The organism is Streptomyces sp. NPDC079141, from assembly GCF_040686775.1.
In the GTDB taxonomy this organism is placed as follows: domain Bacteria; phylum Actinomycetota; class Actinomycetes; order Streptomycetales; family Streptomycetaceae; genus Streptomyces.
Map to the genome: position 1 here is coordinate 458,241 of NZ_JBFBLP010000004.1, position 19,492 is coordinate 477,732.

Sequence of the window (19,492 nt, forward strand, 5' to 3'; positions counted from 1 at the left end):
CGTTCCGGCACTTGGCCCACCGGCATTGCGATGTCAGCGGCGGGTGCCACAGTGGGGGAGTGACCAACGCCAGGACAGGCAGAGCAGACAGGGCAGCCGGGACATCCCGGGTCGCCCGCGCGTCGGGGAGGGGGTGAGGTCCGGTCATGACCGGTATGGGTGTGGAGGCGGGCGCGCAGGCCGCGCGCTCCCGGGCGCTGGCCGTGCTGCGGATCCGCAGCAGGGCACTGGCCGTCGCCCTGCTGCCCGCGGCGGTCGCCGTGGTGCTGTCGGCCGGTGTGTCCACCGGCCACCTCGTGGGCCCCGGCTGGCAGGCCGCCCGCTGGGCCGTGACCCCGTTCGCCGTGCTCGTTCTGCTCGCCGCCGGCGGCATCGCCCTGGTCGTCGCCCGTTCCCGTCCGGCCGTCAGCCCGACGGTCCCGATCGCGGAGGAGTCGGCCCCCGACCTGTACCGGATGGTGCGCGACCTCGCCGACCGGCTCGACGTGCCCGCGCCCTCCGCGATAGCGCTCACCCCGGACTGCGACAGCTGGCTGGAGGACCGCACCCACCCGGCCCACGGCCCGCCCCCGCCCGAGGACCGTGACGAGATCACGGGCGGCCGCCGCGGCCCCCACCGCCGTGCGGCAGCGGCCCCGGTCCTCGTCATCGGCTCCCCGTTCCTGTGGTGGATGCGCGTCGGCGAGCTCCGCGCCGTCCTCGCCCCGGTCGTCGCCGGTACGGGACCTTCGGCGCACCCGGACATAGCCGCGGCCCGCCGCTTCGTACGAGGCCTGGACGCGGCGGTGGCCGTGGCCTCGGCCCCGCATCGCGGCCCGGTGTCCCGTGCCGTCCTGTCCGCCGTCGGCCGGGTGGCCCGACTGCTCCTGCGCAGCTGCCGGGTGCACGCGGCCGAGATGGAGCGCGGTGTCGCGGCGGCGGCCGCCGAGCGTGCACAGGCTGTGGACTACGGTCTGCGGATCGTCGCCCAGGAACAGGTGGGCCTGGCGTACGCGGGCTGGGACCGCCTGCTGACCCGCGTCGCGCTGCCGGCCTGGCGGATGGGCCGCTGGCCCTCCCGTCTGGACGCGGGCGTGGTGGCGGCACTCACCGAGCTCTCCCGCCGCGACCGCCTGGCCGAGGGTTTCGCCTCCCGCCTGGGCGAGCGCCCCGCCTGCGACCTCCTGGAGGAGCCCGGCGCGGTGGACGAGGCCGCCTCCCTCCTGGCCGCCCGCCTCTTCCACGGCGGCCCCGCCGAGGTCGGCCCGGACTGGTCCCCGGTGGACTGGCAGGAGTACCCGGAGGAGGTCGTGGACCGCAAATGGCGCACCGACGCGGCCCGCCTCCACCGAGTCCTGGACACCCTGGGCATCCGCCGCACGGGCCCCCACTCCGCAGCCCCAACCCTGTCCAGAGTCCTGGACCACCTGTCGACCCCACCACAGCCAACGGACGACCCCGAGCCCCGGCCCACCATCCACGAACCCCTGACCCCCGCACCCGCCGACGGCGAAGCCGAGGCGCCCGCGCAGATCACCCCCGCACCCGTCAACGGCGAAGCCGAGGCGCCCGCGCGGCGCACCCCCGCAGCCGCCGACGGCGACCCCGCCCCACAGGGGCCACCCACGCTCGACGACGAATGCCGCACGGGTGGTGCGGTTGGGACCGCATACGGCGCCGACGCTGAAGCCGAGGCGCCCGCGCGGCACACCCCCGCAGCCGCCGACGGCGACCCCGCCCCACAGGGGTCACCCGCACTCGACGACGAATGCCGCACGGGTGGTGCGGTTGGGACCGCATACGGCGCCGACGCTGAAGCCGAGGCGCCCCCGCGGCACACCCTCGCAGCCGCCGACAGCGACCCCGCCCCACAGGGGCCACCCGCACTCGACGACGAAAGCCGCACGGGTAGTGCGGGTGGGAACGAAGACAGGGCCGAAGGCGAAGCCGAGGCCGACGAGCCCGAAAACCCCCGCACCGCCGCCCTCGCCGCAGGCCTCACCGCGGCACTGGCGCGAGAAGAGGCCGCGGCCCCGTCCCACCGCCCCCCGGCCCCGGCCTCAGGCACCCCCGCCCCCGACGCCGCCCTCTGGGACGACGGCGCCCTCCCGCTCTTCCCCCTCCAGCCACCCCGCACGGCCCGCGAACTGCTGGCGGACCACGTCACCGCGATGGTCTGCTGCGCGGCCATGGACACCGCCGGCGCCACCCCGGGCCTCGACTGGCTGGACGGCCCCGCCCTCCTCATCAACGGCGAACGAGCCACCGACCTGACCCCCAGAGTCCTCAGCCTCATCGAGGACGGCGACCCGGCCCCCCTCCAGGCCTGGCTGGTGGAATCGGGCATACGCCCGGAAAAGCCGGTACGCCTCGTCTGACGACAGCCCCTCGGCCGACCCCGTCCGGAACCCCGTATTCCACTTTCGGCCAATTCGCAACGAGTAGTGACCGGATGGGTGCGCAATGTGATGTGCTGGGACCGATCGCGCACATGGCAAGGGCTTGTGACGGGGGCACGAGGAGGGAGCGACCATGGCACCGGAGCGGATCCGCCGCTGGGAGTCGGGAGCACTCGCGCACGCCGTCACCGATCCCTTCGGCCAGGGCCCCGTCCCCTGGCTCCGCGGCACCGAGACCTACTTCGACGACACGGGCCAGGTGGTCCCCTGGTACGTGGACCAGGCGGACGCCCCCGAGGACCCCCGCGTACCCTCCCCCCGCACCCCCCGCAGAGCGGCCCGCTCCGCCGGCTCGGGACCCCGCTCGGCCGACGACGTCCACCGCCAGATCAAGGGCTTCACCTCCACCGGCGCGGTCGCCCCGGGCGAGGCCGTCGACTTCCACATCACCGTCGACCCACCCCAGGAATTCAGCGTCGACATCTACCGCATCGGCCACTACGACGGCGACGGCGCGGCAAAGATCACCACCAGCCCCCGTCTCTCCGGCATCGTCCAGCCCCCGCCCCTCACCGCCGACCGCACGGTCTCCTGCCACCACTGGTGGCTGTCCTGGCGGCTGCAGATCCCCTCGTACTGGAACCTCGGCGCCTACGTCGCCGTACTCACCACCGCGGACGGCTACCGCTCCCACATCCCGTTCACCATCCGCGACAACCACCCGGCGGACCTGCTCCTGCTGCTGCCGGACGTCACCTGGCAGGCGTACAACCTCTATCCGGAGGACGGCCGCATCGGCGCGAGCCTCTACCACGCCTGGGACGGGAACGGCCGCCTGCTCGGCGAGGCCGACGCGGCGACGACGGTCTCCTTCGACCGCCCGTACGCCGGTGCGGGCCTCCCCCTCCACGTGGGCCACGCCTACGACTTCATCCGCTTCGCCGAGCGCTACGGCTACGACCTCGCCTACGCCGACGCCCGCGACCTGCACGCCGGCCACATCGACCCCACGCGCTACCGCGGCCTGGTCTTCCCCGGCCACGACGAGTACTGGTCGACGAACATGCGCCGCACCGTGGAACTGGCCCGCGAGCACGGCACCTCGCTGGTCTTCCTCTCCGCCAACACCATGTACTGGCAGGTGGAGTTGGGCCCGTCCCCGTCCGGTGTCCACGACCGGCTGCTCACCTGCCGCAAGCGCCAGGGGCCGGGCCGCCCGGTGCTCTGGCGCGAGATCGACCGCCCCGAGCAGCAGCTGATCGGCATCCAGTACGCGGGCCGGGTCCCCGAACCCCACCCGCTGATCGTCCGCAACGCCGACCACTGGCTGTGGGACGCCACCGGCGCGCACGAGGGCGACGAACTCGCCGACATGGTGGCCGGCGAGGCCGACCGCTACTTCCCGCGCACCGCCCTGCCCCGGCACGAGGAACGCATCCTGCTGGCCCACTCCCCGTACACCGACACCGACGGAGTCCTCCGCCACCAGGACACGTCCCTCTACCGCGCCCCCTCCGGCGCCCTGGTCTTCGCCTCGGGGACCTTCGCCTGGTCCCCGGCACTGGACCGCCCGGGCCACGTCGACCCCCGCGTTCAGCGCGCCACCGCCAACCTTCTGGACCGCATCTGCAAGCGTGACTGAGCTCACCCAGTGCACCCCAAGTCCAAGGTCAGACGCCTGTACGGGACAATCGACCCATTGGACAGAACCACGGGGAGGAACCGTGTCCGGATTCGTAGAAAAGCCCGAGCCGATTCAGGTTCCGGGCCTGGTGCACCTGCACACCGGCAAGGTGCGCGAGCTGTACCAGAACGAGGCGGGCGACCTCGTGATGGTCGCCAGCGACCGTATGTCGGCGTACGACTGGGTGCTCCCCACCGAGATCCCGGACAAGGGGCGCATCCTCACCCAGCTCTCCCTGTGGTGGTTCGACCAGCTCGCCGACCTGGTCCCGAACCATGTCCTGAGCACCGAGCTGCCGGCCGGCGCGCCCGCCGACTGGGCGGGCCGCACCCTGGTCTGCAAGTCGCTGAAGATGGTCCCCGTGGAGTGCGTGGCCCGCGGCTATCTCACCGGCTCCGGCCTGGTCGAGTACAACGAGTCCCGCACGGTCTGCGGCCTCGCCCTCCCCGAGGGTCTGGTCGACGGCAGCGAACTCCCCGCCCCGATCTTCACCCCGGCCACCAAGGCCGCGGTCGGCGAGCACGACGAGAACGTCTCCTACGAGGAGGTCGCCCGCCAGGTCGGCGCCGACACCGCCGCCCAACTGCGCCAGGCGACCCTCGCCGTCTACAGCCGCGGCCGGGACATCGCCCGCGACCGGGGCATCATCCTCGCGGACACCAAGTTCGAGTTCGGCTTCGAGGACGACACGCTCGTCATCGCCGACGAGGTCCTCACCCCGGACTCCTCCCGCTTCTGGCCGGCCGACCAGTGGGAGCCGGGCCGCGCGCAGCCGTCGTACGACAAGCAGTACGTCCGCGACTGGCTGACCTCCGCCGAGTCCGGCTGGGACCGCAAGAGCGAGCAGCCGCCCCCGGCGCTGCCCGGGCGGGTCGTCGAGGCGACCCGCGCCAAGTACGTGGAGGCGTACGAGCGCCTGACGGGCACGAGCTGGGCGTAGGGCAAACGCGAAAGGCCCCCGGAGAACCGGGGGCCTTTTCACTGGAGCGGACGACGAGGCTCGAACTCGCGACCTCAACCTTGGCAAGGTTGCGCTCTACCAACTGAGCTACGTCCGCATTGCGCCGTGGCGCGAGGCCAACTATACCCAACCTCGCTCGCGGGCGAGCCGCACCGCCGTATGACGGTTCTCCGCCCCCGGCTTCGAGACGGCCGAGGAGAGGTAGTTCCGCACGGTTCCCTGGGACAGCGCGGCCCGCTCGGCGATCTCCGCGACAGGGGCTCCGTCGGCGGCGAGTTCCAGCACCTCGGCCTCCCGGGCGGTCAGTGGCGAGTCCCCGGCGGAGATCGCGTCGGCGGCCAACTCGGGGTCGACATAACGGTTTCCGGCGCGGACCGTGCGGATGATCTCCGCGAGCCGCTGGGCGCTGACGGTCCTGGGAGCGAACCCGCGCACACCCGCCGCAAGCGCCCGCTTCAGATGCCCCGGCCGACCGTGACTGGTCACGATCATGGCCTGGCAGGAGGGCAGTTCCGCCCGCAGGGATGTGGCGACCTTCACACCGTCCGCGCCCGGCATCTGAAGATCCAGCACGGCAACGTCGGGCTCCTGGGCCCGCGCCATCGCCATCTCGGCTGCCCACGAGATCGTCCTCCAGCGAGAGCAGCGCCGCGAGCGCACCCCGGATCAGATCCTCGTCGTCGGCAAGCAGCACCCGCACCACCCCACTCACGCCACGGCGGCCGTCACCTCGGCCGGGCTCCCGGCCGCGGCGATGCGCCCCTCGTGCAGGATGGCGAGCCGGTCGGCCAGACCCTCGGCCTCCTCCAGGATGGGGGTCCCCCGGTCGAGCGAAGTCGAGAGTGGGGGAGCGTGGTCAGCAGCACGGTCGTACCCCCGTCGCGCAGGGTGCGCACCGGCTTCCAGGTCTCCCGGCGCCCTTCGGCGTCCGGACCGGTGGTCGGCTCGTCGAGGAACAGCACCTCGGGCCCGCCGAGCAGCGCGAGCGCCAGATCCGGGCGCCGCCGCTCACCCCCGGACAACTGCTTCACCCGTACGCCGGTTTTCCCGCCGAGCCCGACCAGCTCCAGCGTCTGACCCACCGGCCGCGCCCCGCTCACGCACCCCGCCCACATCCGCGCGGTCTCGGCGACGGTCAGCTCGGACGGAAAGCCGCCCTCCTGCAACATCACCCCGCTCCGCGGCCGTACGACGGCCCGCTCGGCGCAGGGATCGTGCCCGAGCACCCGCACCCGGCCCCCGTACCCACGCCGCAGGTCAGTGACCTCAATCACGTGTTCGTGTTCGTTCCTGTCCATGCCTTCAGCGTTCCGGCGATTGGGGCCGGCCGGCAGTGCGTGCTGTCATCACCGGGCATGACAAATGCCAGTGGCAGGGCGGCAATACGAAGAAGGCCCCCGGTCCATTGGACCGGGGGCCTTATCCCTGAGCGGACGACGAGGCTCGAACTCGCGACCTCAACCTTGGCAAGGTTGCGCTCTACCAACTGAGCTACGTCCGCATTGCCTCCGACCGGCTCTCACCGATCGGCGCGAGCACCAGCCTACCTGATCCACAGCAGTGGTCGGATCGGCGGTGCAGAGCGGGTGACAGGAATTGCACACTGCGCCTTCCCCCTGGAAGGGGGATGTTCTGCTACTGAACTACACCCGCATGTACTCCGTGAGCCGGGCCTTTCGGCCTTGCCCCTCGGCGTGCTCCAGACTCTAGCCGACCAGGTGGGGTGCAATGCAAGTCGGTTGTCCCGAGGGGCGGGTGACCGGTCGTCGGCCGTGGCTCACTGCGCCGCGGCGAAGGCCTCGTAGACCTTCTTGGGGATCCGTCCGCGCGCGGGGACGTCCATCTTGTTGGCCTGGGCCCAGGCGCGGACCGCTGCCGGGTCGGGGGCGACCTCCGTCTGCCGGTAGGCCTTGCCGGACCTCGACCGCTTGCGGCCCGCCTCCACGTACGGCTCAAGCGCCTTACGCAGTTTCTTGGCATTGGCTTGGTTCAGGTCGATCTCGTACGACTTGCCGTCGAGTCCGAAGGCGATCGTTTCCGCCGCTTCCGAGCCGTCGATGTCGTCAAACAGAGTGACCACGACTTTTTGCGCCACGAATATCGGTCCCTTCGTACGGCACGGTGACAATTCATTTGTACAGTGCCCGACAATGCCACGTGAAGCCCGACTAAATCCTTCCGCGTGTCCGATGGCAATAGGTTTCGGGTGTCGATCTGGGATCTTTCGTGGAACTTTTCGCCGACGAGCGCACTTCCCTTCGGCCGTGACGGCTGTCACGTAGGTTCCTACTAGTGACGCGCGTAGAAATTTTGGGCGGGTAGTCTGAAACCACCTGCAGGAACCTGCTCAGCACGACACCACCGGGAGTGCACGTGGCACGCGTCGTAGTCGACGTCATGCTCAAGCCGGAGATCCTCGACCCCCAGGGCCAGGCGGTGCAGCGCGCACTGCCGCGGCTGGGTTTCGAAGGCATCTCGGACGTACGTCAGGGAAAGCGATTCGAACTGGAAGTTGACGGACCGGTCGACGAGGCCGCGCTCGCCCGCATCCACGATCTTGCGGAATCCTTCCTCGCCAACACCGTGATCGAGGACTTCACCGTCAAGGTGGAGGAAGTCGCGGAGGCGGCGAAGTGACCGCTCGTATTGGCGTCGTCACTTTCCCGGGGAGTCTCGACGACCGGGACACCCAGCGCGCGATCCGCCTCGCGGGCGCCGAACCGGTCGCCCTCTGGCACAAGGACAAGAGCCTCCACCAGGTGGACGCGGTCGTGCTCCCCGGCGGTTTCTCCTACGGCGACTATCTGCGGGCCGGCGCCATCTCCCGCTTCTCGCCGGTGATGGAGACCGTCATCGAGCAGGCGAAGGCCGGTCTGCCGGTCCTCGGCATCTGCAACGGCTTCCAGGTCCTCACCGAGGCCCACCTCCTCCCGGGCGGCATGCTCGGCAACGACCACCTCCACTTCATCTGCCGCGACCAGAAGCTGCGGGTGGAGAACGCGGAGACGGCCTGGACCAGCGACTACGAGAGCGGGCAGGAGATCCACATCCCGCTCAAGAACATGGACGGCCGTTACGTCGCCGACCAGTACACGCTGGACAAGCTGGAGGCCGAGGGCCGGGTCGCGTTCCGGTACCTCGACTTCAACCCCAACGGCTCGCTGAACGACATCGCCGGCATCACCAACGAGGCCGGCAACGTCGTGGGCCTGATGCCGCACCCGGAGCACGCCGTGGAGCCGCTCATCGGCAGCGGCCGCACCGACGGCCTCCCCTTCTTCACCTCGATCCTCAAGAAGCTGGTCAACGCATGAGCCGGACGCCTCTGGACACGGTCGAGCACGCGGCCGCGACCCCCGACGTCGAGCTGCCCTGGGCCGAACTCGGTCTGAAGAAGGACGAGTACGAGCGGGTCGTGGAGATCCTCGGCCGCCGGCCCACCGGTGCCGAGCTCGCCATGTACTCCGTCATGTGGTCCGAGCACTGCTCGTACAAGTCCTCCAAGGTCCACCTCCGCCAGTTCGGCGAGAAGGCCCCCGAGAACGACGCCCTGCTGGTCGGCATCGGTGAGAACGCCGGTGTCGTGGACGTCGGCCAGGGCTACGCGGTCACCTTCAAGGTGGAGTCGCACAACCACCCCTCCTACGTCGAGCCCTACCAGGGCGCGGCCACGGGCGTCGGCGGCATCGTGCGCGACATCATCGCGATGGGCGCGCGGCCGGTGGCGGTCGTGGACCCGCTGCGCTTCGGCGCGGCCGACCACCCCGACACCAAGCGCGTCCTGCCGGGCGTCGTCGCCGGCATCGGTGGCTACGGCAACTGCCTGGGCCTGCCCAACATCGGCGGCGAGGTCGTCTTCGACTCCTGCTACCAGGGCAACCCGCTGGTCAACGCCGGTGCCATCGGCGTCATGCGGCACGAGGACATCCACCTTGCGAAGGCGTCCGGCGCGGGCAACAAGGTCATCCTGTACGGGGCCCGGACCGGTGGCGACGGCATCGGCGGCGCCTCGATCCTGGCCTCCGAGACCTTCGACGACGCCAAGCCCTCGAAGCGTCCGGCCGTCCAGGTCGGCGACCCCTTCCAGGAGAAGCTCCTCATCGAGTGCACCCTGGAGGCCTTCCAGGAGAAGCTGGTCGTCGGCATCCAGGACCTGGGTGCGGCCGGTCTGTCGTGTGCGACGAGCGAGCTCGCCTCCAACGGCTCCGGCGGCATGCGCGTGACGCTGGACGACGTACCCCTGCGTGACTCCACGCTCTCGCCCGAGGAAATCCTCATGAGCGAGTCGCAGGAACGCATGTGCGCGGTCGTCGAGCCGGAGAAGGTCGACCGCTTCCTCGCGATCTGCGAGAAGTGGGACGTCATCGCCACGGTGATCGGTGAGGTCACCGACGGCGACCGGCTGGAGATCTTCTGGCACGGCGGCAAGATCGTCGACGTCGACCCGCGCACGGTCGCCCACGAGGGCCCGACCTACGAGCGCCCGTACGCCCGCCCGTCCTGGCAGGACGAGCTCCAGGCGGACGACGCAGGCAAGCTGCCGCGGCCGACGTCGGGCGAGGAGCTGAAGGACCAGGTCCTGAAGCTGGTGGGTTCCCCGAACCAGGCCTCCAAGAAGTGGATCACCTCGCAGTACGACCACTTCGTGCAGGGCAACACGGTTCTCGCCCAGCCCGAGGACTCCGGCATGATCCGCATCGACGAGGAGACCGGCCTCGGCGTCGCCATCGCGACGGACGGCAACGGCCGGTACGCCAAGCTCGACCCGTACACGGGTGCGCAGCTGGCCCTCGCCGAGGCCTACCGGAACGTGGCCACGACCGGCGCCAAGCCGCTCGCGGTCTCCGACTGCCTGAACTTCGGCTCGCCCGAGGACCCGGCGGTGATGTGGCAGTTCGCGGAGGCCATCCGCGGCCTGGCGGACGCCTGCCAGCAGCTGGGCACCCCGGTGACCGGCGGCAACGTCTCGCTCTACAACCAGACGGGCGAGGTCGCCATCCACCCGACGCCGGTCGTGGCGGTCCTGGGCGTCATCGACGATGTCGCCCGCCGTACGCCGGTCGCCTTCCAGGAGGAGGGCCAGCTGCTGTACCTCCTCGGCGACACGCGTGCGGAGTTCGGCGGTTCGGCCTGGTCGCAGGTGGTCCATGACCACCTCGGCGGTCTGCCCCCGCAGGTGGACCTGGAGCGCGAGCGCCTGCTCGCCGAGATCCTGATCTCCGCCTCCCGCGACGGCATGATCGACTCCGCGCACGACCTGTCCGACGGCGGTCTGATCCAGGCGGTCGTCGAGTCGGCGCTGCTGGGCGAGAAGGGCGCGCGTCTGGTCGTACCGGACGGCCTCGACGCCTTCACCTTCCTCTTCTCGGAGTCGGCGGGCCGTGCGGTCGTCGCCGTCCCGCGTTCGGAGGAGGTCCGCTTCAACGACATGTGCGGTGCGCGCGGCCTCCCGGTCACGCGGATCGGCGTCGTCGACGGCGACTCGGTGGACGTCCAGGGCGAGTTCGCACTCACCCTGGCGGAACTGCGCGAGACGCACGAGGGCACGATCCCGGCGCTGCTGGCCTAAAGAGCCGGCGAAGGTCCCGTCCGTTCCTGCGGGCGGGACCTTTGTGCTCCCTGGCCAGAAAGCGCTCTCTATTGCGGAGGGTCCGGTCTCCTCTAGGGTCGTCTGGCATGACCATGATCACGGGTTTCTGTCGCGCGCTGATGGTGACAGCGCTCGCCCTGCTGGGCCTGCTGTCCGTCCAGGCCCCGTCCGCACACGCCCTGGACACCACGGTCCTGCCCACCGACGCGAACATCCGCTACACGGGCCGCTGGGACACCACCGTGCCCACCGCCTACGTCCCCGCCTGGTCCGGGGCCTACCTGACCACCGACTTCACGGGCACGACGGTGAAGCTGGTGCAGCGCGGTCCGGTCAACTTCTACGCGAGCGTCGACGGTGGCGAGTTCGTGTTCTACGGCAGCGCCACCGGCATCGTGGATCTGACCCCGGCCCCGCTGGCACCGGGCACCCACACCCTGCGGGTGTCCTACCGCTCGGCCGACGTCGTCTTCCAGGGACTGGTCCTGGACGACGGCGCCGCCACCGTCGCGTCCCAGGCGCCGACGAAACTCGTGGAGTTCGTCGGCGACTCCATCACCGCCGGAGCGCTCACCGACCGGCTCGCCCTGGACTCGTACGGCTGGCGCCTCGGCGAACAGCTCGGGACGGCGCACACCCGTATCGCCCGCTCCGGCTACTGCCTGGTGGCGTACACCGGCTGCACCGGCCAGTCCACGCAGTACTTCAAGCAGGACAGCCTCTCCACGATCGACTGGGACTTCTCCCGGTACACCGCCGACGCGGTCGTCATCAACCTGGGCACCAACGACTTCGGCCACGGCGTGCCCTCCGCGACCTTCCAGGACGCCTACACCGCCTTCATCGCGGACATCCGCGCCAGGTTCCCGGGAGCGGCGATCTTCGCGATGGACACCCTCAAGCACCGCTACACCGCCGAGACACAGGCGGCCGTCGCCGCCGCCAACGCCGCCGGGGACGAGCACGTGCACTTCGTCGACACCACCGGCTGGCTCGTCGACGGCGCCGACTACGAGGACGGCAACGGCCACCCCAACGAGTCCGGCAACCAGAAGATCGCCGACCGCCTGGCGCCGATCGTCGCGCCGGCCATCGGACTGTGACCCCGAGGGGGCGCGGCAGGCCCGCCGCGCCCCCAAAAACGGGCCTGCGGCGGCCCGCCGCCGGACCATAGGCTCGCCCCATGCCGGCCAAGACCAAGAAGCGCACCCGCAGCTACGACCCCGTCAAAACCCGTACGGCGGTCCTCGCCCAGCTCGCCCACGTCCAGGACGCCGTGCGCGCGCTTCCGCCCGAGCAGCTCGCGCTTCCCACCCGGCTCGGCGAATGGACCGTACGGGAACTGGTCGCGCACATCGGGATGGCCCTCACGGCGATCGAGCGCTCCCTCGCCCTGCCGGAGCCGCCGAAGCAGGACGCTGTACTGCTCGACTGGCCGTTCGCGACGGCGGCGAGCTCCTCGGCCATCGACGAGTTCACCCGAGGGGTCGTGCAGCGCCACCCCGACCTCGACACCTACCTCGCCGACATCGCCCGCAACCTCGCCGAGCAGCTCGACAGCCACCCCGGGACACGGCTGCTCGCGACCAACGCGGGCGCCCTGCCGCTCGCCGACTACCTGGTCACCCGCGCCGTCGAGCTGGTCGTCCACACCGACGACCTGAACGCCGCCGTCCCCGGCCTGGACATCCCGTACGACCGCCAGGCCCTCGCCGTCTGCACCCGGCTCCTCGCCGACGCGCTCGCGGTGAAGGCGCCCGGCGGCTCGACGGAGGTGCGGATCCCGCCGTACGCCGTCGTGCAGTGCGTCGAGGGGCCTCGGCACACCCGTGGCACCCCGCCCAACGTCGTCGAGACCGACCCGCTGACCTGGATCCGGCTCGCGACCGGGCGGCTGGCCTGGCGGGACGCCCTGGACGAGGCGAAGGTCGGCGCGAGCGGCGAGCGCGCCGATCTCGGCGGGCTGCTGCCCCTGATGGCCTGAGGTCACAACGGACCGGTAACGACACCGAACCCAACACCCGTCTCCTGCGTCGAAGAGACATGAAGCGGACGACACGTGTGAAGTACGCAGCCGTGGCCCTGGCCGGCACCGCGGTGCTGGCCGCCTGCGGCACGGAGTCCGGCGACGCCGGCAGCAGCGGGGTCGAGGACGGCGGCAAGTCCACCAAGACCCTCAAGGCCACCGACATAGAGGGCATCAACTGGGTGCCGCGGAAGGTGACCGTGGACGGCAAGGAGTACCCCCTGCCGGTCGGGGTGAAGGACTTCCCCGTCGACGACGCCCACATCGTCTTCAAGCCCGGCGCGGCCAAGCAGGACGTCGACGGCGGCGAGTCCGGCGGCTCGGTCGGCTGCAACCGGATCGGCGGCGACGTCGAGATGGACGGCGACACCCTGAAGATCACCGACGTCGTCTCGACCGCGATGGGCTGCCCGGAGCCGGTGGGGACCTTCGAGCAGAAGTTCATGAGCGTCTTCGACGGCTCCCTCAAGGCCGCGCTCGAAGGACGCGACGGCGCCCGCACCCTCACCCTGACCAGCACCAACGGCGACAGCATCACCCTGAGCGAGACCGAGACCGGCGGAGCGGCCGACTGGGCCGTGCCGCTCAAGGGAACCAAGTGGAACATCGACACCCTCGTCTCCGGCAAGGGCGACGACGGCACGGCCCAGTCCCTGCCGAGCGGGGTGGAGCCGCACCTCACCCTGGCCGAGGACGGCAGCGTGAGCGGCAATTACGGGTGCAACACGTTCCGCGGCGAGGCCGTCGTCAAGAACGGCACGATCGACTTCGGTCGGCTCTCCTCCACGAAGATGGCCTGCGAGGGCCCGGCGCGGGAGACCGAGCTGAAGCTGATCGACATCCTCTCCGGCAAGGTGTCCTACCAGCAGAAAGACAAGTCGCTGACGATCACGGCGGCCTCCGGTGACGGTCTCGTCGCCCATGCGGAGCCCGACAAGAAGTAAGAAAGCCCACTCCCAGCGAATTCGGACCAGTGGTCGATCTCGCCTACACTCGGAGCCGTGCCACGTGGTGACGGTCGACTCAATCACGATCTGCTCCCCGGCGAGAAAGGCCCCCAGGACGCTTGTGGCGTCTTCGGTGTCTGGGCTCCGGGCGAAGAGGTCGCAAAGCTCACGTACTTCGGGCTCTACGCCCTCCAGCATCGGGGCCAGGAATCCGCGGGAATCGCGGTCAGCAACGGCTCCCAGATCCTCGTCTTCAAGGACATGGGCCTCGTTTCCCAGGTCTTCGACGAGACCTCTCTCGGTTCGCTCCAGGGTCATATCGCGGTCGGTCACGCCCGCTACTCGACCACCGGCGCCTCCGTGTGGGAGAACGCCCAGCCGACGTTCCGTGCCACCGCGCACGGCTCGATCGCGCTCGGCCACAACGGCAACCTGGTCAACACGGCCCAGCTCGCCGAAATGGTCGCCGACCTGCCCAAGCAGGAGGGGCGTTCTCCGCGCGTCGCGGCGACCAACGACACCGACCTGCTGACCGCGCTGCTCGCGGCCCAGGTCGACGCCGACGGCAAGCCGCTGACCATCGAGGAGGCCGCCCACCAGATCCTCCCGCAGGTCAAGGGCGCCTTCTCACTCGTCTTCATGGACGAGCACACGCTGTACGCCGCCCGCGACCCGCAGGGCATTCGCCCGCTGGTCCTCGGCCGCCTGGAGCGCGGCTGGGTGGTCGCCTCGGAGTCCGCCGCCCTCGACATCTGCGGCGCCAGCTACGTCCGCGAGATCGAGCCGGGCGAGTTCGTCGCCATCGACGAGAACGGCCTGCGCACCTCCCGCTTCGCGGAAGCGAAGCCCAAGGGCTGTGTCTTCGAGTACGTGTACCTGGCCCGCCCCGACACCGACATCGCCGGCCGGAACGTGTACCTCTCCCGCGTGGAGATGGGCCGCCGCCTGGCGAAGGAGGCCCCGGTCGAGGCCGACCTGGTCATAGCGACCCCGGAATCCGGCACCCCGGCCGCCATCGGCTACGCGGAGGCGTCCGGCATCCCCTTCGGCGCGGGTCTCGTGAAGAACGCGTACGTCGGCCGTACGTTCATCCAGCCCTCGCAGACCATCCGGCAGCTCGGTATCCGCCTCAAGCTGAACCCGCTGAAGGAAGTCATCAAGGGCAAGCGCCTGGTCGTCGTCGACGACTCGATCGTGCGCGGCAACACCCAGCGCGCCCTGGTGCGCATGCTCCGCGAGGCGGGCGCCGCCGAGGTCCACATCCGGATCTCCTCGCCGCCCGTGAAGTGGCCCTGCTTCTTCGGCATCGACTTCGCCACCCGAGCGGAGCTCATCGCCAACGGCATGACGATCGAGGAGATCGGCACGTCGCTGGGCGCCGATTCGCTGGCGTACATCTCCATCGACGGCATGATCGAGGCGACCACCATCGCCAAGCCGAACCTGTGCCGCGCCTGCTTCGACGGCGAATACCCGATGGAGCTCCCGGATCCCGAGCTGCTCGGCAAGCAGCTCCTGGAGACCGAGCTGGCCGCCGGCCCGGCCGCCACGGCTGCCGCGGACGCGATCCGCCGCCCCTAAGTTCTGCCGTACGACACGAAGGTTCTCACCCCATGTCTGAGACGACTGGTGCCAGCTACGCAGCCGCGGGCGTCGACATCGAAGCCGGCGACCGCGCTGTGGAGCTCATGAAGGAGTGGGTGAAGAAGACGCAGCGCCCCGAGGTCCTCGGCGGCCTCGGCGGTTTCGCCGGCCTCTTCGACGCCTCCGCCCTCAAGCGCTACGAGCGCCCCCTCCTCGCCTCCGCCACGGACGGCGTCGGCACCAAGGTCGACATCGCGCGCCAGATGGGCGTCTACGACACCATCGGCCACGACCTGGTCGCGATGGTGATGGACGACATCGTGGTGTGCGGCGCCGAGCCGCTGTTCATGACCGACTACATCTGCGTCGGCAAGGTCCACCCCGAGCGCGTCGCCGCGATCGTGAAGGGCATCGCCGAGGGCTGCGTGCTCGCCGGCTGCGCCCTGGTGGGCGGCGAGACGGCCGAACACCCCGGTCTGCTGGGTCCGGACGACTTCGACGTCGCCGGGGCCGGTACGGGCGTCGTGGAGGCCGACGACCTGCTCGGCCCGGATCGCATCCGTAAGGGTGACGCCGTGATCGCCATGGCGGCGTCCGGTCTTCACTCGAACGGGTACTCGCTGGTCCGGCACGTGCTGCTGAACCAGGCCGGTCTCGCCCTCGACGCCCACGTCGAGGACCTGGGCCGCACCCTCGGCGAGGAGCTCCTGGAGCCGACCAAGATCTACTCGCTGGACTGTCTGGCGCTGACCCGGACGGCCCAGGTGCACGCCTTCTCGCACGTCACGGGCGGCGGTCTCGCGGCCAACCTGGCCCGCGTGATCCCGGACCACCTGCACGCGATTGTCGACCGCTCCACCTGGACCCCGGCTCCGATCTTCGACCTCGTCGGCAGGACGGGTCAGGTCGAACGCCTGGAGCTGGAGAAGACCCTGAACATGGGCGTCGGCATGATCGCGATCGTGCCGCAGGAGTCCGCGGACGTGGCCCTGGCGACCCTGGCCGACCGCGGGGTCGAGTCCTGGATCGCCGGCGAGATCACGGACAGGGGCGAGCACGAGACGGGTGCCGCCCTGGTGAGTGACTACGCGAGCTGACGTTCGCAAAGGCAGCGCAAAACCCGGTCCGGCGGCGGGAACCGCCTCGGACCGGGCTGAGCGCAGCTAGAGCGTCAAGCGCCGCGGCGTTGCGACGCGGGACCGGACTCGTCGTCCTCGTCCTCATCGTCGTCGTTGTACAGATCCGCGTACTGGGCGTACGGGTCGTCTTCGTCGTCGTCGTCCTCGAACGGCTCGCCATTCGGCGGCTGGTTCGAAGTCGAAGCGCCCAGCTCGTTGGCCAGACGCGACAGGTCAGTCCCGCCGCTGTTGTACTTCAGCTGGCGGGCGACCTTCGTCTGCTTGGCCTTGGCCCGGCCGCGCCCCATGGCTCGACCCCCTCGGTGACGGGGCTCGACGGCCCCAGAGTCTTGACACGCGTTCATGATCCGGAACGGGCTCTCCGTGGAGAGACCGGCCCGTAGGGCTTCCACGGTACCTGAGCCCACGCGCATACGGTACGTCGCCCGCAGGACGTGCCTGGACCCAGAACCCTCGGGGCGCCCCGTCCCCGCTGGTCAACAGCGATTTTAACTACTTCTGCGCGGGCGACCCGCCGACGAACGTGAGAGTTCTCTCGAAGTGCCCGTCGGCGGGTACCGGACAGCTCCGGCGAGCGCCCGTCAGCGCGCCCGGCGCGCCTCCGCCATCCGCTGCTCGGCGATCCGGTCGGCCGCGGCGGCCGGCGGGATACCGTCCGCCTTCGCACGCGCGAATATGGCCAGCGTGGTGTCGTAGATCTTCGCCGCCTTCGCCTTGCACCGCTCGAAGTCGAAGCCGTGCAGCTCGTCGGCGACCTGGATGACACCGCCGGCGTTCACCACGTAGTCCGGCGCGTAGAGGATCCCGCGGTCGGCGAGGTCCTTCTCGACGCCCGGGTGGGCGAGCTGGTTGTTCGCGGCGCCGCAGACCACCTTCGCGGTCAGCGCCGGGACGGTGTCGTCGTTCAGGGCGCCGCCGAGCGCGCAGGGGGCGTAGATGTCCAGGCCCTCGGCGCGGATCAGGGTCGCGGTGTCGGCGACGGCCGTCACGCCCGTCGGGTGCGCCGCGAGGATCCGCCCCACGGCGTCCTCCCGCACATCCGTGATCACGACCTCGGCGCCCTCCGCGACCAGGTGCTCCACCAGGTGGTGGCCGACCTTGCCGACGCCCGCGATGCCGACCTTGCGGCCGCGCAGCGACGGGTCGCCCCACAGGTGCTGGGCGGAGGCCCGCATGCCCTGGTAGACGCCGAAGGCGGTGAGTACGGAGGAGTCGCCGGCGCCGCCGTTCTCGGGGGAGCGCCCGGTCGTCCAGCGGCACTCGCGCGCCACGACGTCCATGTCGGCCACATAGGTGCCGACGTCGCAGGCGGTGACGTAGCGCCCGCCGAGCGAGGCCACGAACCGCCCGTAGGCGAGCAGCAGCTCCTCCGTCTTGATCTTCTCCGGGTCGCCGATGATCACGGCCTTGCCGCCGCCGTGGTCGAGCCCGGCCATGGCGTTCTTGTACGACATCCCGCGCGCGAGGTTCAGGGCGTCGGCGACGGCCTCCTCCTCGGTCGCGTACGGGTAGAAGCGCGTGCCGCCGAGGGCGGGGCCCAGAGCGGTGGAGTGGATGGCGATGACGGCCTTGAGGCCGCTGGCACGGTCCTGGCAGAGCACGACTTGCTCATGACCCCCCTGGTCCGAGTGGAACAGGGTGTGCAGGACGCCGGCTGATACTTCGGTCACTGTGGTGACTCCTGGGTAAGTAGCGGCGGTTGGAGACCAGCTCCCGTGCGGGTGGCGGGCGCTGTGAGCATGAGGGTAGAGCCTGGGGGTGCCCGCCCACCGCGCCGTGCTCAGGATCACCTACTCCCGGAGTACCCCCGTGCGACGATTTGCATAGTTTTCCCGCCGGTTTGTGAGCGGGTTTCGCAGGTTTTCCTGGCAGACGGCGGGGGAGGGAGCAGGCGTGCCCAAGGTGTCCTCGCTGATCGTCCCGTACGCGACCTATCTGCGCGTGTACGAGCCGCTGGCCGCCTTCCCGGAGCCGGAGCGCACCCACTGGGCGCGCTACGCCCGGCGCGCCGACCGTCCCTCGTACCAGGACGAACTGCACCGCGCCCTCGCCGACTTGCTGCCCACGCCCCCCGTCGCGGTGCCGGTGCACGAGAGCAGCGACGCCTTCGTGCTGGAGGTGGACGGGGTGGTGTGCGTCTGCCCCTGGCGCACCCGGCTGCGCGGCTGGCAGGCGCTCGGCGACCTGGCCGAGGAACTTCCGTCGTCCGTCCTGGACGCGGTGCTGCCGCCCGTCGTACGGCGCCAGGCCACCCAGGACTACGAGCGCTGGCTGGTGCGCAACCCGGACGCGCGCCCGTGGATCCGCACCTCGACCTGGCAGGTGCCGCTGCACTGGTTCGTGCTGGTCTCCGACGAGGAGCGGCGCTACGACAAGGGCACGGGCGAGATTCCGCCGATGCTGCGCTACCGGACGCCGATGGTGCAGGCGCGGCGCCGGGTCGCGCGGGCGCTCAGGACGCTGAAGGACACCATCGAGGAGGGGCCGCTCATCGACGGCCTGCTGGACGTGGGGCGCTGGCTGGAGGAGTTCCATCCGCGATCCCTGGTCGAGCTCGACTACGCCGGCCTGGTGCATGTGCTGCCGGCCGGCGAGCTGGAGGACGACCACTCGGCGGCCGATGTGGCCGAGGGCATCGCGGCGCTGCGGTCCGGGGACGGGGCGGCCGCGGGGGCCGCGTACGGGCGGCTCGTGGAGCGGTGGCGGGCGGTGCGGGACCGCCGCTCGGCGAACTGAGTGTGCTCCACATCACGAACTGACGTTTGACCAGGCGCCCGTTTTGGGGTTTCGTCCTCCTTCTGATGCGCGGGGAGTTCCTGAGCTTTCGTCAACAAGGGACGTAGGTCCCGATCCGGGCGTTCGGCTCAAGACGTGTCAAGCGTGACGGACCGCACGTACGCGGCCCTTGCGTCCCTTGCCCCTCCTCATGCCAAAATAGGACAAGGAGTCCGGGGAGGACTCCGCTCGCATTGCACGCTTTGGGGGGTCTGGTGACTCCTGATCGCTCTGTGACTGATCGTCACAGTGGCGTGACTGTCCGCTATGGCATGGTCCATCGGCTTCCGTCGCTGATGAACACCTGGAGGGGCAATTCCATCGGTTTGGCCGACGCGGCTGGACAGATGGTGTAGTTGTAGTGCCGAGGACAAGCCGTTCGTCCTATAACCGACTCGACTCGCGTCC

The 19,492-nt window shown here is 70.5% G+C and carries 15 protein-coding genes, 3 tRNA genes and 2 pseudogenes; 12 read left to right on the forward strand and 8 right to left on the reverse strand.

Going from position 1 to position 19,492, the window contains the following annotated elements:
* Positions 1-146 precede the first annotated feature (146 nt).
* From AB0Q90_RS16315 to AB0Q90_RS16325, 3 genes are all read left to right on the forward strand, one after another.
* Positions 147-2,357, forward strand: a complete 2,211-nt coding sequence (locus AB0Q90_RS16315; RefSeq protein ID WP_363165406.1) for a hypothetical protein — start codon at positions 147-149, stop codon at positions 2,355-2,357.
* Between the two features lie 154 nt (positions 2,358-2,511).
* Positions 2,512-4,020, forward strand: a complete 1,509-nt coding sequence (locus AB0Q90_RS16320; RefSeq protein WP_363165407.1) for a N,N-dimethylformamidase beta subunit family domain-containing protein — start codon at positions 2,512-2,514, stop codon at positions 4,018-4,020.
* 82 nt (positions 4,021-4,102) lie between these two features.
* Entirely contained in the window at positions 4,103-5,002 is a 900-nt protein-coding gene (locus tag AB0Q90_RS16325) for a phosphoribosylaminoimidazolesuccinocarboxamide synthase (protein ID WP_363165408.1), read from the forward strand.
* A gap of 42 nt (positions 5,003-5,044) precedes the next feature.
* Here the strand turns inward: AB0Q90_RS16325 and AB0Q90_RS16330 are convergent.
* The 6 genes and pseudogenes from AB0Q90_RS16330 to AB0Q90_RS16355 all read right to left on the reverse strand — a co-directional run bounded on the left by AB0Q90_RS16330 (position 5,045) and on the right by AB0Q90_RS16355 (position 7,118).
* Positions 5,045-5,120 (reverse strand) — tRNA-Gly (locus tag AB0Q90_RS16330).
* Positions 5,121-5,143: 23 nt separating this feature from the next.
* Positions 5,144-5,726: pseudogene (locus AB0Q90_RS16335) on the reverse strand (response regulator transcription factor).
* A gap of 14 nt (positions 5,727-5,740) precedes the next feature.
* Positions 5,741-6,321, reverse strand: a pseudogene (locus AB0Q90_RS16340) (ABC transporter ATP-binding protein); the annotation flags it as partial.
* A gap of 130 nt (positions 6,322-6,451) precedes the next feature.
* Positions 6,452-6,524 (reverse strand) — tRNA-Gly (locus tag AB0Q90_RS16345).
* A gap of 80 nt (positions 6,525-6,604) precedes the next feature.
* Positions 6,605-6,676 (reverse strand) — tRNA-Gly (locus tag AB0Q90_RS16350).
* 124 nt (positions 6,677-6,800) lie between these two features.
* Positions 6,801-7,118, reverse strand: a complete 318-nt coding sequence (locus AB0Q90_RS16355) for an Lsr2 family protein (RefSeq protein ID WP_363165409.1) — start codon at positions 7,116-7,118, stop codon at positions 6,801-6,803.
* A 278-nt stretch (positions 7,119-7,396) separates the two neighbouring features.
* Here AB0Q90_RS16355 and purS point away from each other — a divergent pair, with 278 nt between their 5' ends.
* The 8 genes from purS (at position 7,397) to purM (ending at position 16,267) form a co-directional block, all read left to right on the forward strand.
* Entirely contained in the window at positions 7,397-7,660 is a 264-nt protein-coding gene (purS, locus tag AB0Q90_RS16360; protein WP_015659417.1) for a phosphoribosylformylglycinamidine synthase subunit PurS, read from the forward strand.
* On the forward strand, positions 7,657-8,337 hold the full coding sequence (gene purQ, locus AB0Q90_RS16365; protein WP_363165410.1) for a phosphoribosylformylglycinamidine synthase subunit PurQ: 681 nt from the start codon (positions 7,657-7,659) through the stop codon (positions 8,335-8,337). Before purS ends, purQ begins: the two co-directional genes overlap by 4 nt.
* A complete protein-coding gene (gene purL, locus AB0Q90_RS16370; protein ID WP_363165411.1) occupies positions 8,334-10,592 on the forward strand; it encodes a phosphoribosylformylglycinamidine synthase subunit PurL in 2,259 nt (752 codons plus the stop codon). Before purQ ends, purL begins: the two co-directional genes overlap by 4 nt.
* Positions 10,593-10,699: 107 nt before the next feature.
* Entirely contained in the window at positions 10,700-11,716 is a 1,017-nt protein-coding gene (locus tag AB0Q90_RS16375; protein ID WP_363165412.1) for a GDSL-type esterase/lipase family protein, read from the forward strand.
* A gap of 80 nt (positions 11,717-11,796) precedes the next feature.
* A complete protein-coding gene (locus tag AB0Q90_RS16380; RefSeq protein ID WP_363165413.1) occupies positions 11,797-12,597 on the forward strand; it encodes a sterol carrier family protein in 801 nt (266 codons plus the stop codon).
* 77 nt (positions 12,598-12,674) lie between these two features.
* Positions 12,675-13,583, forward strand: coding sequence for an META domain-containing protein (locus tag AB0Q90_RS16385; protein ID WP_363165414.1), 909 nt, complete (start codon positions 12,675-12,677; stop codon positions 13,581-13,583).
* A 57-nt stretch (positions 13,584-13,640) separates the two neighbouring features.
* Positions 13,641-15,167 carry an amidophosphoribosyltransferase gene (gene purF / locus AB0Q90_RS16390; protein ID WP_363165415.1) on the forward strand — a complete coding sequence of 509 codons (1,527 nt, stop codon included), beginning with the start codon at positions 13,641-13,643 and terminating at the stop codon, positions 15,165-15,167.
* A 32-nt stretch (positions 15,168-15,199) separates the two neighbouring features.
* Complete coding sequence (gene purM / locus AB0Q90_RS16395) at positions 15,200-16,267, forward strand: phosphoribosylformylglycinamidine cyclo-ligase (protein ID WP_363165416.1); 1,068 nt, start codon at positions 15,200-15,202, stop codon at positions 16,265-16,267.
* Between the two features lie 74 nt (positions 16,268-16,341).
* Here purM and AB0Q90_RS16400 read toward each other — a convergent pair whose 3' ends face one another.
* Positions 16,342-16,596, reverse strand: a complete 255-nt coding sequence (locus tag AB0Q90_RS16400; protein ID WP_363165417.1) for a DUF3073 domain-containing protein — start codon at positions 16,594-16,596, stop codon at positions 16,342-16,344.
* 294 nt (positions 16,597-16,890) lie between these two features.
* Positions 16,891-17,979: a Glu/Leu/Phe/Val dehydrogenase dimerization domain-containing protein gene (locus AB0Q90_RS16405; protein ID WP_363165418.1), complete on the reverse strand. Its 1,089-nt coding sequence runs from the start codon at positions 17,977-17,979 to the stop codon at positions 16,891-16,893.
* 223 nt (positions 17,980-18,202) lie between these two features.
* Between AB0Q90_RS16405 and AB0Q90_RS16410 the strand changes: the two genes are divergently transcribed.
* Positions 18,203-19,045, forward strand: coding sequence for a hypothetical protein (locus tag AB0Q90_RS16410; RefSeq protein ID WP_363165419.1), 843 nt, complete (start codon positions 18,203-18,205; stop codon positions 19,043-19,045).
* The last annotated feature ends 447 nt before the right edge of the window (positions 19,046-19,492 follow it).